Genomic DNA, 19,771 nt, shown 5'->3' with positions numbered 1-19,771 from the left:
GCCGGCGGCGTCGGCGGAGCGAAGTTCACCCTCGGCGTGCGCGAGGCGCTCGCCCGCCGCGGCGCAGCGCCGGCGACCGTCGTCGTCAACACCGGCGACGACCTGTGGCTCTCCGGCGTGCGCCTGCAGCCGGACATCGACTCGATCCTGTACGCGCTCGCCGGGCAGAACGACACGGTCCGCGGCTGGGGTCGCGCCGGCGACACCGAGCGGGTCAACGAGGAGCTGCAGGCGTGGGGAGCCGGCTGGCCGTGGTTCACGCTCGGCGACCTCGACCTCGGCACGCACCTCGCCCGCACCGGCTGGCTGCGCGACGGGCTCACGCCCACGCAGGTGCTCGAGCGCCTGTCGACCCGGTGGGACCTCGGGGTGCGGATGCTGCCCATGACCGACACCGAGGTCGACACGCATGTCCGCCTCGGAGAGGGTGGCGCGATGCACTTCCAGGAGTGGTGGACGCGGCATCGCGCGGCCCTGGCGCCGGCCGGGTTCGAGAACCCGGGCATCGGCGACGCACGGCCCGCGCCCGGCGTCGCCGAGGCGATCGCGGAGGCCGACGTGGTTCTTCTCGCCCCGTCCAACCCGGTCGTCTCGATCGGCCCGATCCTCGCCGTGCCCGGCATCCGCGAAGCGCTGCGGGCGACGTCCGCACCCGTCGTCGGCGTGTCCGGGATCATCGGCGGCGCGGTGGTGCGCGGGATGGCGGACGTGTGCCTCACCGCGATCGGCGTGGACACGGCCGCCGATGCCGTGGCGGGGCTGTACGGCTCCCGCGGCCGGGACGGCATCCTCGACGGATGGCTCGTCGCGGAGGAGGACGCCGCGCTCGTCGCGGCGGTGGAGGACCTCGGCATCCGGTGCCGGGCCGTGCCGCTGTGGATGACGGATGCCGCGGCGTCCGGCGCGATCGTCGACGCCGCCCTGGAGCTCGCCGGTCTCTGACGCTGCGCGTCGCCGCCGGGCGCTTCGCATGGGGAGTCTTCCCCATCGCGGCCGATCCGGGGCCGTCGATAGGGTCGTGGAGGATCACGACACGAGAAGGACGGGGACATGGCCGACGGATTCCTCGGTGCCGACGTCGACGAGGTTCGCGACCTGGCGCGGGCGTTCGACCAGGCCGCGACCCGGCTGCAGCAGCAGGCATCCCAGCTCAACGGCGCGATCGGCCGGATGGCCGCCTGGCGCGGTGCGGATGCCGATCGCTTCCGATCGCTCTGGAACGGCAGCCACCGCCCGACGATCAGCAACGCGGCGACCATGCTCCACACGCAGTCGCAGGTGCTGCTGCGGCAGGCCGAGCAGCAGGAACGGGCATCCGCGGTCGACGGCGGCGGGCTCCCCGGCGGCGTCACCGGGGGACATCCGGGCACCGGTCTTCCCGGTGCGCCGCTCGGCCCCGGCGGCACGGGCGGACCGTCGCCGTTCGGGCCCGGCTGGCTCGCGGACGGGCACTCCCCATTCCGCACCGGCTGGAGCTACTACGGCATGGCCAAGGCGTTCCCGAACATGCGGTCCGGCATCTACGACCTCGCCCGCGTGGGCATCCGCGACCTGCGGGGACGATCGAACTTCTTCAGCAAGGCGGCATTCGAGGCGCTGCACCGGGCCGACCCGGTCAGCGGGCTGTTCAAGACCTCGTCGGATCTCTTCGACGGGCGCCTGGACGAGGCGTTCCGGCTGGCGGAGGACGGCAAGGCGGCGAAGTTCTTCAAGGTCGGCGGGCGGGCCCTGGGCGTGCTCGACGTCGGGCTGAACGGCCTCGACACGATCAACGCGATCCGCGCCGGCCACACCGGCGAGGCCGTCTACGACGGCGCGAAGACCCTCATCGCGGCCGGCTCGTTCCTGCCGCCGCCCGCCGGCACGGCTTGTATGGTGGCATCCGGCGCTCTGGCCCTGTACGACAACGTGCCCGTCATCCACGACGCGGTCGACGCGGTCGGCAAGGGAGTCGCCGACGCGGCGACCACCGTCGCCAAGGGCGTCGGCGACGCGGCCGGCAAGGTCGCCCACTTCTTCGGATTCTGATCCCACGCACGAGAGGCACGCAGCGATGGCTGAGACCACCACGGAAACGACTCCCGACGCGATCGGCTACGGCTTCGCGGAGATCGTCGCGCTGATCGCGATGCAGCAGGGGGATGCCGCGACCGCCAGCGCGGAGGCCCTGCGCGTCGGCGAGTACCTGGACCAGCAGACCGTGCTGTTCGCCGGCGCCTCTTCGCTCGTCGCCCGGGGGCTCGCCACCGTGGACGACGACGGCGCGCTCAGCGTCTCCGGGCCCACGGCGGCCGTGGCCGCCGTGCTGACCGGCGCCCACCGCCGCATGGAGATCACGCTTCTCACCCCGCAGCAGACCGACAGCGTGATCGGGGTCGAGAGCGACGACTTCCGGTTGCTGTTCCAGCCGCGCACCTACCTCACCTGGTGGGCGATGGCGCAGCGTCCGGACATCTCGGCCGCCGAGGCGAGCCTGTTCGTGGTCGAGGAGCACATCAGGGCCAACCCCGTCGGCGGGGCGATGATCCGCCGTCGCGAGGACGAGAGCGGCGAGACCCTGTACATCAAGCGCGAGGGCGGGTCGTGGACGATCGGTCTGTCCACCGCGGCGCAGGAGGACGTCACCGAGCGCGCGGGACTGGATGACTCGGCCCTGCTCGCCGAGATCCGCCGGATCCGGCAGGACGCCTGAACATGGCCGCCACCGCCGGCCGGCCGGCCCGCGATGCCGGAAACATGGACGACCACCGCGCCGCGATCGCACGCGGCGAGAAGCGGACGCTGCTGCGCACCACGGACGGGCGCCTGTGGAGCTACGCCCCCGACGAGCTGGGATTCCGTCGCGACGGGTTCATGCAGGTGCGCACGTGGTGGGGCGTCGGGATCATCGCGCTCGTCATGTTCGCGGGACTCGTGCTGTCGGCGTACCTGTTCGTCCAGCCCGGACTCGCCGACGGCAAACCCGGGTGGACGCCGTTCTGGGGCGCGCTGTGGCTGACCGCGGTCGCACTCCTGCTGCTCGTCGTCTCGCTGCGGTACATGCTCCGGGAGCTGCGCGCTCGCCGCATCCGCCGGGAACGGGGCGTGCCCGAGCCCGCCTGAGCGCGGTTCCGCGACGCGCCCGCCTCAGCGCGCCGGACGCTGCATCCGGATCTCGCGCACGCCGTCCTCGACTTTCTCCGTGCCGTCGGGCGTGAAGCCGTGCCGGCGGTAGAACGCCTGCGCCCGCGGGTTCGGGTCGGCGACCCACAGCACGGCCCGCTCGTCCGGGTCGAGCACGCTGTCGAGCAGCGCCGCCCCGGCGCCCGAGCCCTGGTGGGCGGCGAGGAGATACAGCGCGTACAGCTGCGGGATGCCGAGCTCCTCGCCGGCCGCGGCGGCCAGGCCGAACCCGACGACCTCGCCGTCCTTCTCCGCGACGGACACGCGATGGCCCGCGTACCGCGGATCGGTGAGCACCGTGGTCCAGTATCGCAGGCGCCGGGGCTCGAACTCGGGATCGTCCAGCAGCTGATCGGGGAACAGCCCCCGGTACGTCTCGCGCCAGCCCTGCACGTGCACGTGCGCCAGGGCCGGGATGTCGTCGGGATCAGCGGGACGGACCAGCATCCCTCGACGTTACTCCCTGAGAGAGCGCTGAGTGTCGATATCGCCGAAGCCGGGCTCGGGCCGCGCGCACTTTCGCGCACAGACGCCTGGCGAGCGTCGCTGTGGACGGATACCGTCCCGGCGAGGTCGCGGCTCAGCAGAGGAGCGCTGCGGTACGGCGCCCGAGCCCGAGGGTCGAGGCCGCCGTGAGGTCCTCGGCGGTGTCGACGTCGCGGCGCAGGGTCGAGGTGTCCGGAATCGCCAGCGGCACGCAGCCGAGGGCGAGGTGCCGGGCGAACGACCCGCTCCCGAAGGCGGAGGCCCACGGTGTGCCCGCAGCCGCCGTGACCAGGGTGGTGCCGGTGCCGTCCGCGTCTGCCACCGCGGCGCGTGGGGCGGCGGCCGCATCCCGCAGAGCAGCGGTCAGATGTTCGGGCCGCAGCGCCGGTACGTCTCCCAGCAGGGCCGCGCGGTGCGCATCCGTCCCGGCGAGGGCGGTGCCCGCCGCGACCGCGGCGTCCAGCCCGTCGCCCGGGTCCGTGCAGATCTCCGCACCGAGCCGTCGCGCCGCCGCGGCGGTCTGCGGGTCGTCCGTCACCACGATCACGCGCGCCACCGCCGCGGCGGCCTCGATGGTGTCGAGGGCGATGGCGCGGGCCAGCTGCTCACGGCCGACGCCGGGCACCTGCAGGCGAGACTTGCCGTGCGCGGCCGGCTTCACCGGGATGACGACGACCCAGTCGGCGGGGCGCTCCGTCTCGCTCCGCTCACTCAACGACCGATCGCCCCGTACCGCTCGCGCAGGCGGGGGAGGATGTCGCGCGCGTACAGTCCGAGGAACTCCGCCTGGTCGAAGCCGGGGTCGTGGAACACCAGGTGCCGGAAGCCCATGTCGATGTACCGGCCGATCTGCTCGACGTGCTCGTCCGGGTCGGTGGACACGATGAACCGCGACGCCACGCGCTCGATCGGAAGCTCGGCCGCGAGCCGCTGCATCTCGATCGGGTCGTGCACGTCTCGCTTCTCCTCGGGCGACAGCGCCAGCGGAGCCCAGAACCGGGTCTTCTCCAGGGCGACCTCGCGATCCGGGTGGTACGAGACCTTGACCTCCATGAGGGTGTCGACGTCGGCGGCATCCCGCCCGCCCTTCGCGAGCCCGTCGGCGAGGGCGGGCAGCAGGGTCTCCTCGTACAGCGACGCGGCCTTGCCCGACGTCGTGATGTAGCCGTCGGCGATGCGCCCGGCGAGGCGCGTCGCGGCGGGGCCGGACGCCCCGATGTAGATCGGCACGCCGTCCGCGGGCCGGTCGTAGACGGTGGCATCCTTCACCGAGTAGTAGGTGCCGTCGAACGTGACCCGCTCACCGGCCCACAGTTCGCGCATGAGGGTGATGGCCTCCTTCATGCGCTGGAAGCGCTCGGGCGGCTCCGGCCAGTCGAGGCCGAGCGTCACCTCGTTGAGGGCCTCGCCGGTGCCGACGCCGAGCACGACGCGGTCGGGATACATGACCGCGAGGGTCGCGAACGCCTGCGCGATGACCGCCGGGTGGTACCGGAACGTCGGGGTCAGCACCGAGGTGCCGAGGATCACCCGCGAGGTGCGCGCGCCCAGCGCGCCGAGCCACGGGAGTGCGGCGGGGGCGTGGCCGCCGTCGTGCATCCACGGCTGGAAGTGGTCCGACACCCAGACGGAGTCGAAACCGTCCACCTCGGCGCGCACGCCGAATTCGATGAGCTCGTTCGGGCCGAACTGCTCGCTCGACGCCTTGTATCCCAGTCGCAGCATCAGGTGCCCTTCTTTTCGTGCGAGACCAGCCCCGCGCCCCGGCCCTTGATCGAGGTCGGGAGGAACTCGGACCCGTCGGATCCGCGCAGGTGCTGACGGAACGCGTCGACGGTGCCCGGCCACAGCAGGGTGAGCCGGCCGGACCGGTCGTCGACGTACCAGTTGCGGCATCCGCCGGTGATCCAGGGGGTGGATGCCGCGGCCCGGTCGATCTCGGCCGTCCAGCTCGCCTCGGCCTCGGGGTCGAGGCGCAGCACGCCGTCTCGGCCGGTCACCGTGCGCGCCAGGTACGCGGCCTGCTCCTCGAGCATGAGCACCGACGAATTGTGCCCGAGCGCCGCGTTCGGGCCGTCCAGCACGAACAGGTTCGGGAATCCGCTCACCACCGTCGAGGCGTACGCCGTCATGCCGCGGTCCCAGTGCTCGGCGAGCGTCGTCTGCTCGCCGGTGACCACGGCGGCGTAGGGCTGCTGCGTCGACGCGAACCCCGTCGCCAGCACGAGGGCGTCGACATCGTGCCGGGCGCCGGACGCGGCGACGAGCGTGCTCCCGCGCACGGATGCGAGGGCGGATGCCTCGAGCCGGATGCGCCCGGACGACACGGCGGGGTAGAAGTCGTCGGACAGCAGCACCCGCTTGCAGCCGAACGCGTAGTCGGGGGTCAGCGCGCGCCGAAGGGTGGGGTCGGGCACCTGCGCCTCGAGGTGCGCGAGCGCGATCGCCCGGGCCTCGGCCGCCGCGCGCAGGTCACCGGAGCGCGACGCGTGCCGGGCCTCGCCCTCCAGGTACAGGTCGTCGCGCACTTCTTCGAGCAGCAGCGGATCGGCGGCGAACGCGCGCTGCTCCGCGGCGGTGTACACCCGGTCGTCGCGCGGGACGATCCAGGCCGGGGTGCGCTGGAACAGCGTGACGTCCGACGTTCCGGCGAGGGCCGGGGCGAGCTGGATCGCGGATGCCCCGGTGCCGACCACCCCGACCCGGAGCCCGGCGAGGTCGGCGGTGTGATCCCAGCGGGACGAGTGGAAGATCGGGCCGGGGAACGACTCCAGCCCCGGGATCTCCGGGATCGACGGTTCGGTCAGCCGGCCGCAGGCGAGCACGAGCACGTCCGCCTCGACGGCGTCGACGTGCGCGCCTCCGGTGCGCACGTGCCAGGTCTCCGTGCCGGCATCCCAGTCGGCGCCGAGCATCGCGGTGTCGAACACCGGCCGGATGCCCTCGCTGGCCGCCACCCGCTCGAGGTAGCCGCGGATCTCGCCGCCGCGCGCGTACACGTGCGACCAGTCCGGGTTGGGGTGCGCCGCGAACCCGTACAGGTGGCTCGGCACGTCGCAGGCGACGCCGGGATAGGTGTTGTCACGCCACGTGCCGCCGAGGGATGCCGCCCGCTCGATCACGAGCACGTCGTCGACGCCGGCCCGGCCGAGGGCCATCGCGGCGCCGATGCCGGCGAACCCGGCTCCCACCACGAGCACGTCGACGCGCACCGTCACCGGACGACCTCGACACTGCGGTAGTCGGTGGTGCGCTGCCGGAACGGGCGGCGCAGGTGCGCGGCGATCCGCTCGGCCTCCGCGAGTGGCAGTTCGAGGCCGTGCTCGATGCCGGCCTCCGGCTTGACGCGGCCGTCGAGCAGCGTGCCGCCGAGGTCGTCGCCGCCGGACTGCAGCAGCACCGCGGCCGCCTCCCGCCCGACGCGGGTCCACGGGATCTGGATGTGCGAGATCGAGCCCGACAGCAGCAGCCGGGACACGGCCACCATGGCGCGGTGCTCGTCGATCGGCGCGCGCCCGGGAACGAGTGGATTGCCGCCGGCCGGCCCGGGCAGGGGGATCGGCACGAACTCGCGGAACCCGCGGGTGAGCGACTGGATGCGGCGCAGTTCCCGGAGGTGCGCGATGCGCTCCACGCCGGTCTCGACGTGCCCGTAGAAGAGCACGCTGGTCGACGAGAAGCCGGCGCGGTGCGCGGCGACGATCGCCTCGGTCCAGCGGTCGATCTCGAGGTCGCCGGGGGCGACGAGCGCGCGCACGCGCTCGGAGAGCACCTTGACCCCGGTGCCGGGAACCGTGTCGACGCCGGCATCCTTCAGCTGCTGCAGCGCTTGCGCCAGCGGGATGCCGGTGCGGTCGGCGAGATCGCAGACGTCCTGCGGGCGGAACGCGTGCAGATGGAGGCGCGGGGTCGCGGACCGGATCGTGCGGGCCAGAGCGAGGTAGCCGTCCGCGTCCTCGGTGTCCGGCAGCCGGCCCTGCACGCACAGCTCGGTGGCGCCGAGCTCTTGGGCGTCCACCGCCAGGATCGCGGCCTCGGCCAGGGTGAACTCGTCCGCGGCGGCGGGGTGCGCCCGCAGGCCCGTGGAGGTGAGGTTGCGGTTGACGACGATGCTGACGGCCTCGCCGACGGTGTAGCGCCGCACGTCGTCGGCGACCGCGGCGAGTGCGTCGAGGTCGGTACCCGACGCAGCGAGGAGCGCCGTCCACTCCGCGTCGTCGAGTGCGAGCGGATCGGTGGCCGCGCGTTCGGCGAGGGCCCGGATCCCCCCGGTCGTCGAGCGAGGGAGCGCCGGCGACCGAGACTCCCCGGTCGTCGAGCGAGGGAGCGCCAGCGACCGAGACGAAACGCCTGGCCCGCCCGCGCCTGCGTCCCGCTGTGTCTCGTCTCGCCTCGCTCGCTCGACGACCGGGTGCGTTCCGTCTGCCGGCAGTCCCGACACCGCCGCCAGACCGGTTGCGGGGTCGGCGAGCCGCGCCACCGGGGCGTGCATGGCGGGGTCCATCCAGCGGCCGGCATCCAGCACGAACTCGGGCTGCGCGGTCAGGCGCTCGCGCAGCTCGAAGCCGAGCTCCGCGGTGCGCGCGGCGAGGTCGACGAGCTGCGGCCAGGGGCGCTCCGGGTTGACGTGGTCGGCGGTCAGCGGCGACACCCCGCCCCAGTCGTCGGCGCCCGCCCGCACCAGCAGGTCGAGCTCGGCCGGGTCGGACAGGTTCGGCGGCACCTGGATGCGCATGCGCGGACCCATCACGATGCGGGCGGTGGCGACCGCGGCGACGTACTCGAGCAGGTCGGCGTCGGGGGCATCCCGCATGGCGGTGTGCGGCTTGGCGCGGAAGTTCTGCACGATCACCTCCTGCACGTGCCCGTGCTCGGCGTGCAGGTCGCGCAGCGCGACGAGCGACTCGGCCCGGTCGCGGAGCGTCTCGCCGATGCCGACCAGGATGCCGGTGGTGAAGGGGATCTTCGCCCGTCCGGCATCCTCGATCACCGTCAGGCGCACCGCCGGGTCCTTGTCGGGGGAGCCGTAGTGCACCTGGCCGCGCTCCTCGTAGAGGCGGCGCGAGGTGGTCTCGAGCATCATCCCCATGGACGGCGCGGTCGGCCGCAGGGCCGCCAGTTCGTCGTGCGACATCACGCCGGGGTTGAGGTGGGCGAGCAGGCCGGTCTCCCGGGTGACGAGCCGGGCGATGTGCCCCACGTAGTCCAGGGTGGACGCGAAGCCGTGCTCGTCGAGCCACGCGCGGGCCTCGGGCCAGCGGTCCTCCGGCCGGTCGCCGAGGGTGAGCAGCACCTCTTTGCAGCCGAGCGCCTGCCCCTGCCGCACCACGGCGAGCACCTGCTCCTCGGACATGTAGGTCGGCTTGTGCAGGGTGCGCAGCTGACTGGGCGTGTCCACGAACACGCAGTAGTGGCAGCGGTCGCGACACAGCGTCGTCAACGGCACGAACACCTTGCGCGAGTAGGTGATGACGCCCGGGCGCCCCGCGGCGGCGAGCCCCTCGTCGCGCACGGCGCTCGCGCGATCGAGCAGTTCGTCGAGGGCGGGGCCGGTGGATGCCAGCATCCGCTCGATCTCGTCCACACTCACCGTCCCAGTCTGCCACCCGAGCGTCGGGGCGGGCGCGGCGAGCGATCGTTGCCGTGCTGTGAGCAAATCTCGGGCCCGGACGACCCGCGACCTGGCAGACTGGACCGCATGGTGTCCCTGCTGCTCGACTCGACGCAGCTCGACGTGCACCTTTCCGGCACCGAGCACGCGCTCTCATTCCGCAAGCGGAATATAGCGATCCCGCGGTCGCAGATCGCGCGCGTGCAGCTCACCGACGACGCCTGGACGTGGTTGCGCGGCGTGCCCGAACCGGCCACCCTCATCCCGTCGACGGTCGCGATCGGCACGTGGAAGTTCGTCGGCGGCAAGGACTTCGCCCTCATCCGCCGGCGCCGGCCGAGCGTCGTGATCGAGCTCGAGGGGCACGACGAGTTCCAGCGGGTGATCGTCACCACCCGCCACGGCATCGACCTGGTGCGCGAACTCGCCCAGTGATCCGACGTCAATCGATGTCGCGACGCCAGCCGGTGAGCCAGCCGAGCACGATCAGCACGACCGCATAGCCGCCGAGCACGAGGCATCCGGCCCACCACGCGAGCTGCGCGGACGGCGACGCACCCGCGATCGCGTAGATGCTGTGTCCCACGATCGCGTCGGAGGCAGCCCCCGGCAGGTACTGCGTGACGGCATCCATGCCCTTCACGAACGTGGCCGCCACGGTCGCGATCGGGCCGATGAACTGCGTGAACGCGAGCACCACGACGATCGCCGCGACCTGGTTGCGCACCAGCGCCCCGACGCCGAGCCCCACGAGCGCCCACAGGGCGAAGGCCAGCACGATGCGCGCGAGCATCGCCCACGTGTCGCTCGAACCGAGTTCGGTCTTCAGGCCGTAGGCGGCGAGCACACCGGCGGCGGGACCGACCGAGACGACGGCGGTGAGCACGCCGTAGAGGGCGCCGATCATGGTGCCGACGACCACCTTGGCCGCCATCACGCGGCCGCGGCGGGGCGTCGCCAGGAACGTCGGGGTCAGGGTCTGATGCCGGTACTCGGTGGTGACCATGAGCGTGCCGAACAGCAGCGGGAACACGTAGCCCACGGATGCGCCGACGCTGTACACGATCAGGGCGAGCCCTTCGGTCGGCACGTGCGCGCCGCGGTTGGCCGGAAGCACCCCGGTCGCCGAGGCGCCGAAGGTAAACGCGAGCCCGGCTCCGGTGGCCCCGAGGTAGGCGACGAGCACGATCCCGAGGATCCACCACATGGCCGTGGTGAACTGCTTGGTGAACTCGGCGCGGGTGGTGCGGGCGAGGCTCATCGCGCACCCCCGTCCGTCGCGTCGGCCGAGCTGTGCGTGCGCTCCCCGCTCACGAGCTCGAGGAACACCTGCTCGAGGGAGGGGCCGCGCCGTTGCAGCAGCGACAGGGCGATGCCCTCCCGGGCGGCGAGGGCCCCGACCGCGACGGCATCCGCGTCCGCGACCGACAGCCCGTGCCGCAGCACCTCGACGTGCAGGCCCGCGGCAGTGAGGGCTGCTCTCAGCGCCTCCCGATCGGGGGCGTCGACGACGGTCGCGACCTCCCCGGGATCGATGAGGTCCTCGATGCCGCCCTGGAAGACGAGGCGGCCGTGCGCGAGGATCAGCAGGCGATCGACGGTCTGCTGCACCTCCGCGAGCAGGTGGGAGGACACGAGCACCGTGCGCCCCTCGGCGGCGAGGGCCTGCAGCAGCGAGCGCATCCAGCGGATGCCCTCGGGATCGAGGCCGTTCGCCGGCTCGTCGAGCACGAGCACGCCCGGGTCGCCGAGCAGCGCCTGCGCGAGCCCGAGGCGCTGGCGCATGCCCGTGGAGTACCCGCCGATCTTGCGGGTCGCGGCATCCGCCAGCCCGACGAGCGCGAGCACCTCGTCGATGCGGGCGGGCGGGATGCCGGACGCCTGCGCATACACGGTCAGGTGGTTGCGGGCGGTGCGTCTGGGGTGGAACGAGGACGCCTCGAGCGCCGCGCCGACCGTCTGCATCGGCCGGTCCAGCGCGGCGTACGGCCGGTCCGCGATGGTCGCGTGCCCGGCCGTCGGGCGCACCAGCCCGAGCAGCATCCGCATCGACGTGGTCTTGCCGGCGCCGTTCGGGCCGAGGAACCCGGTGACCGCGCCGGGTTCGATGCGGGCGGAGAACCCGTCGACCGCGGTGACGTGTCCGAACCGCTTGGTGACGCTGTGGAACTCGATCACGTGACCCGTGGGCATGGTCCCATCATGTCCCGTAGCGTGAAGTCTGTGACGGAACCTTCTGTGCTCGCGCGATCCGCGGCCGGTGTCGGCCATCTCACGCTGAACCGTCCGCGCGCCATCAACGCGCTCGACAACGACATGATCACGCAGATCCGTGCGGCGCTGGACGGCTGGCGGGACGACGCCGACGTGCAGTCGGTGCTGCTGGACGGCGCGGGGGAGCGCGGCCTGTGCGCCGGCGGAGACGTGCGCGCCCTCTACGACTTCGTGCGCGGCGGGCAGCTCGACCGCGTCGCGGACTTCTTCCGCAACGAGTACACGATGAACGCGCAGATCGCCGAGTACCGGCATCCGATCGTCGCGCTCGCGGACGGCGTGACGATGGGCGGCGGCATCGGCCTCGCCGGCCACGCGGCGGTGCGCGTCGTCACCGAGCGCTCGCACCTCGCGATGCCCGAGACCCGCATCGGGTTCACGCCCGACGTGGGCGGCACCTGGCTGCTCGGCCGGGCGCCGGGGCGGGTGGGCGAGTTCCTCGCGACCACGTGCGCGACGATGGATGCCGCCGACGCGATCTACGCCGGCTTCGCCGACCACCTCGTGCCCTCCGCGCACCTCGGCGATCTGCGCGACGCGCTGCAGACCCGCGCCGACCCGGGCGGCCCCAGCGAGCTCGTGCTGCTGTTCGACGAGACCCCGGAGACGTCGCGCCTGGAGCAGTGGCGCGGCTGGATCGACGAGTGCTTCTCAGCCGACACGATCCCGGAGATCATCGACAGGCTGCACGCCGCCGGGGTTCCCGAGGCCACCGAGGCGGCCGGCCGCATGGTCGACCTCGCGCCGACCGGCATGGCCGTGACCCTCGAAGCGGTGCGGCACGCGCGCCGCGCCGCCGGCCTGCGCGACGTGCTCGCCCAGGAGTACGGCCTGGTGATGTGGTTCGCCTCGACGCAGCCGGATCTCGTCGAAGGCATCCGGGCTCAGCTCGTCGACAAGGACCGCAACCCGCGCTGGACGCCGCCGACCCCGGCCGAGGTGTCCGCGGAGACCGTCGCCTCGGCGTTCGAGTTCGTGCCGGCCCGGCCGCTCTGGGACGCCTGAGGCGTGTTCGACAGTCCGCTCTCGGCGTCGGCCTACGAGGTGCTGCGCGTCGAGTCCACCGCGAGCGACGACGAGCTGCGCCGCGCCTACCGGCTGAGACTGCGGCAGACGCATCCCGACACCGGCGGGGACGCCGCGCAGTTCGTGCAGGTGCAGCGGGCCTGGGAGCTGATCGGCACTCCGCAGGCGCGCGCCGCGTACGACCGTGGCCGCGGCGGGGCGGCCACGACGGATGCCGCGGCATCCCCCGACATGCACTGGGGTGCGGCGCCGCGCACCGCCGCACCCACGACCACCCGCCAGCGGGCCCGCTCGTACGGGCAGCCCGGCGGCTGGCGCCGGGAGCGGTATCTCGACCTCATCCGCGAGTGGTCGGGTCAGGGGCGCGCCCTCGCGAACCCGTACGACCCCGCCCTGGTGCGCTCGGCGCCGTACGAGATCCGGCGCCTGCTCGCCGACGCCCTCGCCGAGGAGGCCACGGCCCGCATCGTCGCCGACCTCGGCATGGGCTACACGGTGTGGCACGACGTGGCGGTCGCGAGCTCCGACGCCAAGATCGACCACATCGTGCTCGGGCCCTCCGGGCTGTACGGCATCCTGTCCGAGGACTTCGGCGGCCCGGTGCGGGTGCGCCGGGGCGAGATCGTGGGGGATGCCGTGCCGGGAGCCCCCATCGCAGGCCTGCTGCAGGGCATGAAGGCGATCAGCCGCGTCGGGCGCCTCAAGTTCGGCGGCGCGATCGTCGTGCTGCCGGACGAGGATGTGCCGGTGCCTGTCGACCACCTCGGCAAGGTGCACGGGATGCCGACGGCCGTGGTGGCGCGATCCTCGCTGTCGACGGTGCTGCGTCGCGGCGTCGACGGCGCCCGCTCGATCGGCGGCACCGAGCAGTTCGCCACGCGCGACCGGCTGAACCAGATCGTCCGCTTCGCCTGACGGCGGCCCCGGGCGCCCGGCGCCGGCCGTGGCTCCGGTCCGCGGGCGCGGCTCAGTGCTTCTGCAGCCCCCACAGCTCGAGCGGGTGGGTGAGGCGCCACCACGGGCTCGGCGGCGCGACGTCCCGGCCCAGCACGGCATCCACCTTCGTCGAGTTCAGCGGCCCGGTCGCCTGCAGCGACCCCACCACGGCGCCCGCGGCCCGGCGGTCGCCGAGGGACAGCGTCGTCGACACCTGGGCGGTCGCGCCGTTCCACAGCACGACCGCCGCGTCGCGTCCCGCCACGACCGGCACCCGCTCGCCCCACACGGTGCGCACCTCGCCGACCGGGGTGCCCTTGGCGACCGTGGGCTTCACCTGCAACTGCGACTGCAGCTGAGCGAAGAGGTTGCGCGTGGTCTGGTTGCGGGCGTGCTCGGTGGGCTGGTACAGCGACACGGCGTACAGCTGCACGGTGACCGCGTCGACCTGGATCGTCTTGGCGGCGAGCAGGTCGTAGCCGACGAGGGTTCCGGTCTTGAGGCCGTTGACGCCCTCGTCCCGGATCAGCCCGTTCGTGTTCGTCACCGATCCCGCACCGGGCAGGATCACCTGGGGCGACACCACGATGCCGGCGATGGTGGCATCCTTCATGGCGAGCGTCGCCAGCTCGAGGAGCGCCGCGGGGGTGGCGGTGTTCCCGCGCTCGAATCCGGTGGGGTCGACGATCGTGATGCCGGTGATGCCGTTGCGCTGCAGCAGCTGCCGCGCGGCCGCGACGAACGCCGCCTTGGTGCGGAAGGTGTCCTTCACGATGCGGTCGGCGTAATTCGACGCTGACCCGATGAGGATGCCCTGGAACATCTGGTACTCGGTCAGGGAGCCTCCGACCGGCACGTCGAGGGCGGACTCGTTGCGCTCGAGATAGTGGTGGTACGCGGCCCGGTCCTTCGCCGTGAAGCGGTACCGGGGCCCTTCGCCGGAGGTCAGGGGCTTTCGCTGCAGCACCGTCAGCACCGTGACGAGCTTCGTGATGCTCGCCATCGACAGCTGGCGGGTGCTGGATGCCACCGACGGCCCGTAGCCGGCCACGGCCACGGCGGCCGCACCCTTCGCCGGCCACCTCATCTCCGCCTTTGCGGCGGGCACCGGCGTGACCGCCACCGTGCTGATCGTCGGCTCGATGGCATCCGCCGACCAGAACAGCGTCGTGCCGCTGTAGCCGGCCATCAGCGCCAGCACGACGAAGACCGGGATCCAGACCGCCGGGTGCCGGCGACGGCGCTTCGGCAGCAGCCCTGGCGTGCGCTCCGGGTGGGGCGTCGCCCCCAGGTCGTCGAACAGGGCTTCGGCGGCGGAGACGCCGGATGCCCCGTCCGCGGCGGGATTCCCGGGCTCCGAACCCCCGGGGACCGGCGCGACGGCGGTCTCGGGATCGGAGGTCATCCGTCGAACCTATCGCGGTATGCTGAAAGGCGAACCACGGGAGTCCGGTGAGCCGGGCTGAGAGGAAGCGATCCACGCTTCGACCGTCGAACCTGATCCGGGTCATGCCGGCGCAGGGAGGAGAGATGATGAACACATCCGTCACCGATCACACCGATTCGGCACGTCCGGCCGCGGTGCGCCGTCTGCGCTGGAGGATCGTCGACATCGTCGTCGCCAGCGTGCTGGGCGTCGCCACCGGCCTCGTGTTCCTGCTGTGGGACCTGCTCTACACCGCCCCGGCCGCGGTGCTCCAGCCGCTGCTGCCCGGACTCCAGGGCCTGCTCAACGGGCCGTGGCTGCTCGCCGGCGTGCTCGGCGCCCTCATCGTCCGCAAGCCCGGTGCGGCGATCTACACCGAGCTCGTCGCGGCCGTCGTGGAGGCGCTCGTCGGCAACAAGTGGGGCGGTCCGCTGACCATCGAGGCCGGGCTCGTGCAGGGCCTCGGCGCCGAGATCATCGTGCTGCTGTTCCTCTACCGCCGCTACAACCTGCCCGTCGCGCTGCTCGTCGGCATGGGCGCGGGCATCGCCGGCGCCTGCAACGACCTCGTGCTCTGGTATCCCGGCTCGTCGGCCGGTTTCTCAGCGACCTACCTGCTCTCGAGCGCGGTCTCGGCGGCGGTGCTCGCCGGCGGGCTCGGCTGGGCCATCGCGAAGGGGCTCGCCGCGACCGGCGCGCTCGACCGCTTCGCGGCCGGACGCGAGTCCCGCGGCCGCGTCTGACCCCGTGAACGGAGTGCGACCCGCCGGGGTCGACGCGCGCGGGTGGGGCTGGCGGTACGCGTCGCGGCTCGCCTGGGCGGTGCGGGATGCCACGTTCCGCATCGAACCGGGGGAGCGGGTGCTGCTGCTCGGGGCATCCGGCGCCGGGAAGTCCACACTGCTGCACGGTCTCGCCGGGGTGCTCGGCGGGGCGGACGAGGGCGAGGCGGAGGGGTCGCTGCGGATCGACGGCGCCGACCCGGTCGACGCACGGGGACGGGCCGGGCTCGTGCTGCAGGACCCGGACTCGCAGGTGATCCTCGCCCGCGTCGGCGACGACGTCGCGTTCGGCTGCGAGAACCTCGGCGTGCCGCGCGACGAGATCTGGACGCGCGTGCGCGAGGCGCTGGATGCCACCGGCCTCGACGTCGACCTCGCGCATCCCACGGCGCGTCTTTCCGGCGGGCAGAAGCAGCGGTTGGCCCTCGCCGGCGTCACCGCGATGCGGCCCGGCCTGCTGCTGCTCGACGAGCCGACCGCGAACCTCGACCCGGAAGGGGTCGTCGAGGTGCGGGATGCCGTGAGCCGCGTGGTCTCGGCGACCGGCGCGACGCTCGTCGTCGTCGAGCACCGCGTCGACGTCTGGCTGCCGGTCGTCGACCGGGTCATCGTGCTGGGACCCGACGGCGTGATCGCCGACGGGCCGGCGGCACGGGTGCTCGCGGCATCCGGAGCCTCCCTCGCCCGCGAGGGCGTGTGGGTGCCGGGGCACGCACCGGTCGTGGCACCCCACCGGTCGGCACCCCACCGGTCGTTGAGCGAGCGAAGCGAGACGAAACGCGGCGACCTCGCGCAGACACCGCGTTTCGGCTCGCCTGGCGGCTCGCTCAACGACCGATCGGGCGAGGTCCTCCTGCAGGGCACCGGGCTCGCCGTCGGACGGGTGCGCGGCGTGCCGGTGCGCAGCGGCATCGACCTCGAGATCCCGGCCGGCGCGATCACCGCGATCACCGGCCCGAACGGCATCGGCAAGTCGACCCTGGGACTCACGCTCGCGGGCCTGCTGCCCCCGATCGAGGGAGTGGTCGAGGCATCCGGCGCGCTCGCCGCCGGAGCCGGGGCTGCGCCGATCCGCTGGACGTCGAAACAGCTCCTCACCCGCATCGGCACCGTCTTCCAGGAACCCGAGCACCAGCTGCTCGGCACGACCGTGCGCGAGGAGCTCGAGGTCGGTCCTCGCGCCCTGCGACTGGCGCCGGGCGAGGTCGCGGACCGCGTCGACGACCTGCTCGACCGCCTGCGGCTGCGCCGGCTCGAGCGGGCGAACCCCTACACGCTGTCCGGCGGGGAGAAGCGGCGGCTGACGGTCGCGGCGGCCCTCGCCACGCGGCCGCGCGTGCTGGTGCTCGACGAGCCGACGTTCGGTCAGGATGCCCGCACATGGGCCGAGCTCGCCGCGATGCTCGCCGGCCTCGCCGCCGACGGCTCGGCGATCGTGACCGTCACCCACGACGAGGCGCTCATCGACGCCCTCGGGGCATCCCGCTTCGCACTCCAGGCGGGGGTGGCGGCGTGACCCTCCTCGACACCCACGCCCGCACCGGATTCGTCTCGCGGATCAATCCGGTGGCGAAGCTCGGCGCCGCGTTCCTCGTCGCGATCCCCCTCGTCTTCACGATCGACGTCGTCTCCGCCGCCACCGCACTCGTGCTCGAGGCCCTGCTGCTGCCCTTCGCCGGACTCGGCTGGCGGGAGTTCTGGCTGCGCACGTGGCCGGTGTGGATCGCCGCCCCCCTCACCGCGCTCACGATCGCGCTGTACGGGGAGCAGTCCGGCACCGCGTACGTGGACTGGCTGCTGGTGCACGTCAGCTCCGGCTCGCTGCAGCTGGCGCTCGCGACGATGTTCCGCGTGCTGGCGATGGCGCTGCCGTCGGTCGTGCTGTTCGCGACGGTCGACCCCACCGACCTCGCCGACGGCCTCGGGCAGGTGCTGCGCCTGCCGTCGCGGTTCGTGATGGGCGGCCTCGCCGGCCTGCGCATGGTCGGACTGTTCCTGGACGATTGGCGGGCGCTCGAGCTCGCCCGCCGCGCGCGGGGCGTCGCCGATCGCGGCAGGCTGCGCCGCTTCCTCGGCATGGCGTTCGCGCTGCTCGTCCTGTCCCTGCGGCGCGGCTCGAAGCTCGCGACCGCGATGGAGGCCCGCGGATTCGGCGCCCCCGGCGCGCGCACCTGGGCGCGCCGTTCCCGGTTCGGCGGGTGCGAGTGGATGCTGCTCGCCCTCGGCGCCGCGATCGCCGCGATCGCGGTCGGGGCGGCCGTCGCGGCGGGCACCTGGAACTTCATCCTCGGTCCCGGCTGACCCCTCCACCACGCTTTCGCGCGCAACGCAACCCCCCTGTCCAACGCATGGGCGGGGGCGTAGCGTCCGGATCATGGAGAACACCAAGGCCGGGCTCCTCGAGACGCTCGACACACGCGATATCGGCCGGTTCTACATCTACCTGGCCATCCTGGCCACCATCGGCGGGTTCCTGTTCGGGTTCGACTCCTCGAACATCGGCTCGGCGCTGGTGTTCCTCCCGTTCAAGCTCGGCCCGCTGGCGATCGGCATCATCGTCGCCGGTGCGTCGCTCGGCTCGTTCGTGGGGGCGCTCGCCGCGGGACCGCTCACCGACAGATTCGGCCGCAAGGCCCTGCTGCTCGTCGACTCGGCCCTGTTCGCGGTGGGCTCGCTGATCTCGGCGTTCGCGTTCGAGCCGGTCACGCTCACGATCGGGCGACTCATCATCGGGATCGCGATCGGGGCGGACTCCGCGATCGCGACCGCCTACATCGCCGAGTTCGCACCGAAGCGGCGACGCGGCTCGCTCGCCATCATCCAGCAGTGGATGATCACGATCGGGATCCTCGCCGCCTACGTCATCGCCGTCATCGTCCTCGCGATCGCGCCGCACGCGGCGACCACGGTCGACTGGCGCATCCTCCTCGGCGTCGGCTTCATCCCCGCGATCGTCTCGCTGCTGATGCGGGCGCGGATGCCGGAGTCCCCGCGCTGGCTGCTCGAGCGCGGCAAGGAGGAGAAGGCGATCAAGGCGTTCCAGACGCTGGGACTCGACGCGACGCCGGAGCAGGTGCACGCGGAGGCGTCCTTCGTGCGCACCGAGACGCTGCGCCTGTCCGGCCAGACTCGGTGGACGCCGCCGGTCAAGCGCGCCCTCGTGATCGTCTGCGTGTTCTTCATCCTGCAGCAGATCACCGGCATCAACGTGGCCTTCTACTACGGTCCGCACCTGCTCACCCCGTACTTCACCCACCCCGGAACGTCGGCCGTGCAGGCGGAGATCTTCGGCGTCATCGCCGCCGGCATCCTCGCGGTCGTCAACGTCATCGCGACGTACTTCGCCTTCCGGTTCATCGACAGCATCGGACGCCGCCGGCTCGCCATCGGCGCCTACATCGGCATGGCGGTGTTCCTCGTCGTCGGCGCCTACGGTGCGTCGTTCCTGCACGGCGTGCCGCAGCTGATCGTCATCATGGTCGGCTTCGCGCTGTTCATCTCGTGCTTCGCGATCGGCATCGGCGGCACGGGCTGGCTGCTGCAGGGCGAGGTGTTCCCCACCGCGGTGCGCGGGCGGGCCTCCGGGATCGGCGCGGCCGTCGACTGGCTGGCGAACTACGGGCTCGTGCTGGCGTTCCCGCTCATGCAGGTCGGCATCGGCCTCGGCTGGACGATGATCGTGTTCGCGGTGCTGTGCGTGATCGGCATCTTCTTCGTCTACTTCTTCCTCCCCGAGACGAAGGGTCATTCGGTGGAGGAGGTCGTGCGCCTGTTCGAGGGGCCGGTCAACCGCAAGGATCCGTCGCAGCCGTCGGTGGTGCGCTGAGTCAGGTCGCGTTCCAGAGGTCCCGGTAGTAGGCGAGGCGCTCGCGGTCGGGCTCCACGCCGTACGCGGCGATGAGCGCGTCCTCCCACCCGGGGCCGTAGTTCCACTCGGTGCTCATGGACGCCACCGCGATGTCCGCCCAGCGGTCGGCGACGCCGAGCGCGCCGACGTCGACATGCGCGATCCAGCGGCCGGCGGCATCCAGCAGCGTGTTCGGGCAGCAGGCATCGCCGTGGCAGACG

General features: G+C 72.8%; 20 protein-coding genes and 1 riboswitch. Of the genes, 11 read left to right on the top strand and 9 right to left on the bottom strand.

Translation table 11 applies throughout. The annotated features are described in order from the left end of the window. The 4 genes from cofD to VJR25_RS12730 form a co-directional block, all read left to right on the top strand. On the top strand, window positions 1-942 hold a 942-nt coding region (gene cofD / locus VJR25_RS12745), incomplete at its 5' end, for a 2-phospho-L-lactate transferase (RefSeq protein WP_324115595.1). Between the two features lie 108 nt (window positions 943-1,050). Beyond that, a complete protein-coding gene (locus VJR25_RS12740; protein WP_324115594.1) occupies window positions 1,051-2,028 on the top strand; it encodes a WXG100 family type VII secretion target in 978 nt (325 codons plus the stop codon). 25 nt (window positions 2,029-2,053) lie between these two features. Further along, window positions 2,054-2,692, top strand: a complete 639-nt coding sequence (locus tag VJR25_RS12735; protein ID WP_324115592.1) for a hypothetical protein — start codon at window positions 2,054-2,056, stop codon at window positions 2,690-2,692. A 2-nt stretch (window positions 2,693-2,694) separates the two neighbouring features. After that, on the top strand, window positions 2,695-3,102 hold the full coding sequence (locus VJR25_RS12730) for a hypothetical protein (protein ID WP_324115590.1): 408 nt from the start codon (window positions 2,695-2,697) through the stop codon (window positions 3,100-3,102). Window positions 3,103-3,126: 24 nt separating this feature from the next. Here VJR25_RS12730 and VJR25_RS12725 read toward each other — a convergent pair whose 3' ends face one another. The 5 genes from VJR25_RS12725 to cofG form a co-directional block, all read right to left on the bottom strand. Beyond that, window positions 3,127-3,609 (bottom strand): GNAT family N-acetyltransferase, encoded by a 483-nt coding sequence (locus tag VJR25_RS12725; protein WP_324115588.1) that lies wholly within the window; start codon window positions 3,607-3,609, stop codon window positions 3,127-3,129. A gap of 133 nt (window positions 3,610-3,742) precedes the next feature. After that, entirely contained in the window at window positions 3,743-4,363 is a 621-nt protein-coding gene (gene cofC / locus VJR25_RS12720) for a 2-phospho-L-lactate guanylyltransferase (protein WP_324115585.1), read from the bottom strand. Further along, the gene (fgd, locus tag VJR25_RS12715; RefSeq protein ID WP_324115584.1) at window positions 4,360-5,373 is read right to left on the bottom strand and encodes a glucose-6-phosphate dehydrogenase (coenzyme-F420); all 1,014 of its coding nucleotides are present in this window, start codon (window positions 5,371-5,373) and stop codon (window positions 4,360-4,362) included. Before fgd ends, cofC begins: the two co-directional genes overlap by 4 nt. Further along, complete coding sequence (locus VJR25_RS12710; protein WP_324115581.1) at window positions 5,373-6,866, bottom strand: NAD(P)/FAD-dependent oxidoreductase; 1,494 nt, start codon at window positions 6,864-6,866, stop codon at window positions 5,373-5,375. Before VJR25_RS12710 ends, fgd begins: the two co-directional genes overlap by 1 nt. After that, window positions 6,863-9,214, bottom strand: coding sequence for a 7,8-didemethyl-8-hydroxy-5-deazariboflavin synthase CofG (gene cofG / locus VJR25_RS12705; protein ID WP_414683783.1), 2,352 nt, complete (start codon window positions 9,212-9,214; stop codon window positions 6,863-6,865). Before cofG ends, VJR25_RS12710 begins: the two co-directional genes overlap by 4 nt. Before the next feature lie 132 nt (window positions 9,215-9,346). Between cofG and VJR25_RS12700 the strand changes: the two genes are divergently transcribed. Next, window positions 9,347-9,694, top strand: coding sequence for a hypothetical protein (locus VJR25_RS12700; RefSeq protein WP_324115579.1), 348 nt, complete (start codon window positions 9,347-9,349; stop codon window positions 9,692-9,694). Between the two features lie 7 nt (window positions 9,695-9,701). On the opposite strand, the gene VJR25_RS12695 is transcribed toward VJR25_RS12700, so the two are convergent. Both VJR25_RS12695 and VJR25_RS12690 read right to left on the bottom strand, forming a co-directional pair. Then, window positions 9,702-10,520, bottom strand: coding sequence for an ABC transporter permease (locus tag VJR25_RS12695; protein ID WP_324115577.1), 819 nt, complete (start codon window positions 10,518-10,520; stop codon window positions 9,702-9,704). Then, a complete protein-coding gene (locus tag VJR25_RS12690) occupies window positions 10,517-11,452 on the bottom strand; it encodes an ABC transporter ATP-binding protein (RefSeq protein ID WP_324115574.1) in 936 nt (311 codons plus the stop codon). The genes VJR25_RS12695 and VJR25_RS12690 overlap by 4 nt, the downstream gene beginning before the upstream one ends. 21 nt (window positions 11,453-11,473) lie before the next feature. Here VJR25_RS12690 and VJR25_RS12685 point away from each other — a divergent pair, with 21 nt between their 5' ends. Further along, on the top strand, window positions 11,474-12,538 hold the full coding sequence (locus VJR25_RS12685; RefSeq protein ID WP_414683782.1) for an enoyl-CoA hydratase/isomerase family protein: 1,065 nt from the start codon (window positions 11,474-11,476) through the stop codon (window positions 12,536-12,538). A 3-nt stretch (window positions 12,539-12,541) separates the two neighbouring features. Continuing rightward, window positions 12,542-13,474: a J domain-containing protein gene (locus VJR25_RS12680; RefSeq protein ID WP_324115569.1), complete on the top strand. Its 933-nt coding sequence runs from the start codon at window positions 12,542-12,544 to the stop codon at window positions 13,472-13,474. Between the two features lie 52 nt (window positions 13,475-13,526). Here the strand turns inward: VJR25_RS12680 and VJR25_RS12675 are convergent, their stop codons facing one another. Continuing rightward, window positions 13,527-14,900, bottom strand: a complete 1,374-nt coding sequence (locus VJR25_RS12675; protein ID WP_324115567.1) for a D-alanyl-D-alanine carboxypeptidase — start codon at window positions 14,898-14,900, stop codon at window positions 13,527-13,529. Window positions 14,901-14,926: 26 nt separating this feature from the next. Further along, window positions 14,927-15,036: riboswitch (TPP riboswitch) on the top strand. On the opposite strand from VJR25_RS12675, the gene VJR25_RS12670 reads away from it, so the two are divergent. The 4 genes from VJR25_RS12670 to VJR25_RS12655 all read left to right on the top strand — a co-directional run bounded on the left by VJR25_RS12670 (window position 15,029) and on the right by VJR25_RS12655 (window position 19,529). Beyond that, complete coding sequence (locus VJR25_RS12670) at window positions 15,029-15,664, top strand: ECF transporter S component (protein ID WP_324115565.1); 636 nt, start codon at window positions 15,029-15,031, stop codon at window positions 15,662-15,664. (Overlaps the previous riboswitch by 8 nt.) A gap of 4 nt (window positions 15,665-15,668) precedes the next feature. Continuing rightward, a complete protein-coding gene (locus VJR25_RS12665; RefSeq protein ID WP_324115563.1) occupies window positions 15,669-17,219 on the top strand; it encodes an ATP-binding cassette domain-containing protein in 1,551 nt (516 codons plus the stop codon). Next, entirely contained in the window at window positions 17,216-18,004 is a 789-nt protein-coding gene (locus VJR25_RS12660) for an energy-coupling factor transporter transmembrane component T (protein ID WP_324115561.1), read from the top strand. Before VJR25_RS12665 ends, VJR25_RS12660 begins: the two co-directional genes overlap by 4 nt. 73 nt (window positions 18,005-18,077) lie before the next feature. Then, window positions 18,078-19,529 (top strand): sugar porter family MFS transporter, encoded by a 1,452-nt coding sequence (locus tag VJR25_RS12655; RefSeq protein ID WP_324115560.1) that lies wholly within the window; start codon window positions 18,078-18,080, stop codon window positions 19,527-19,529. A gap of 1 nt (window position 19,530) precedes the next feature. Here the strand turns inward: VJR25_RS12655 and VJR25_RS12650 are convergent. After that, window positions 19,531-19,771, bottom strand: a 241-nt coding sequence (locus VJR25_RS12650; protein ID WP_324115559.1) for a phosphotransferase, incomplete at its 5' end; no start/stop codon positions are given.

The sequence above is a fragment of the Microbacterium sp. genome (assembly GCF_035277845.1).
Taxonomy (GTDB): domain Bacteria; phylum Actinomycetota; class Actinomycetes; order Actinomycetales; family Microbacteriaceae; genus Microbacterium.
The sequence above is the reverse complement of the archived record's forward strand: the minus strand, read 5'-3'. Positions and strand labels throughout refer to the sequence as shown.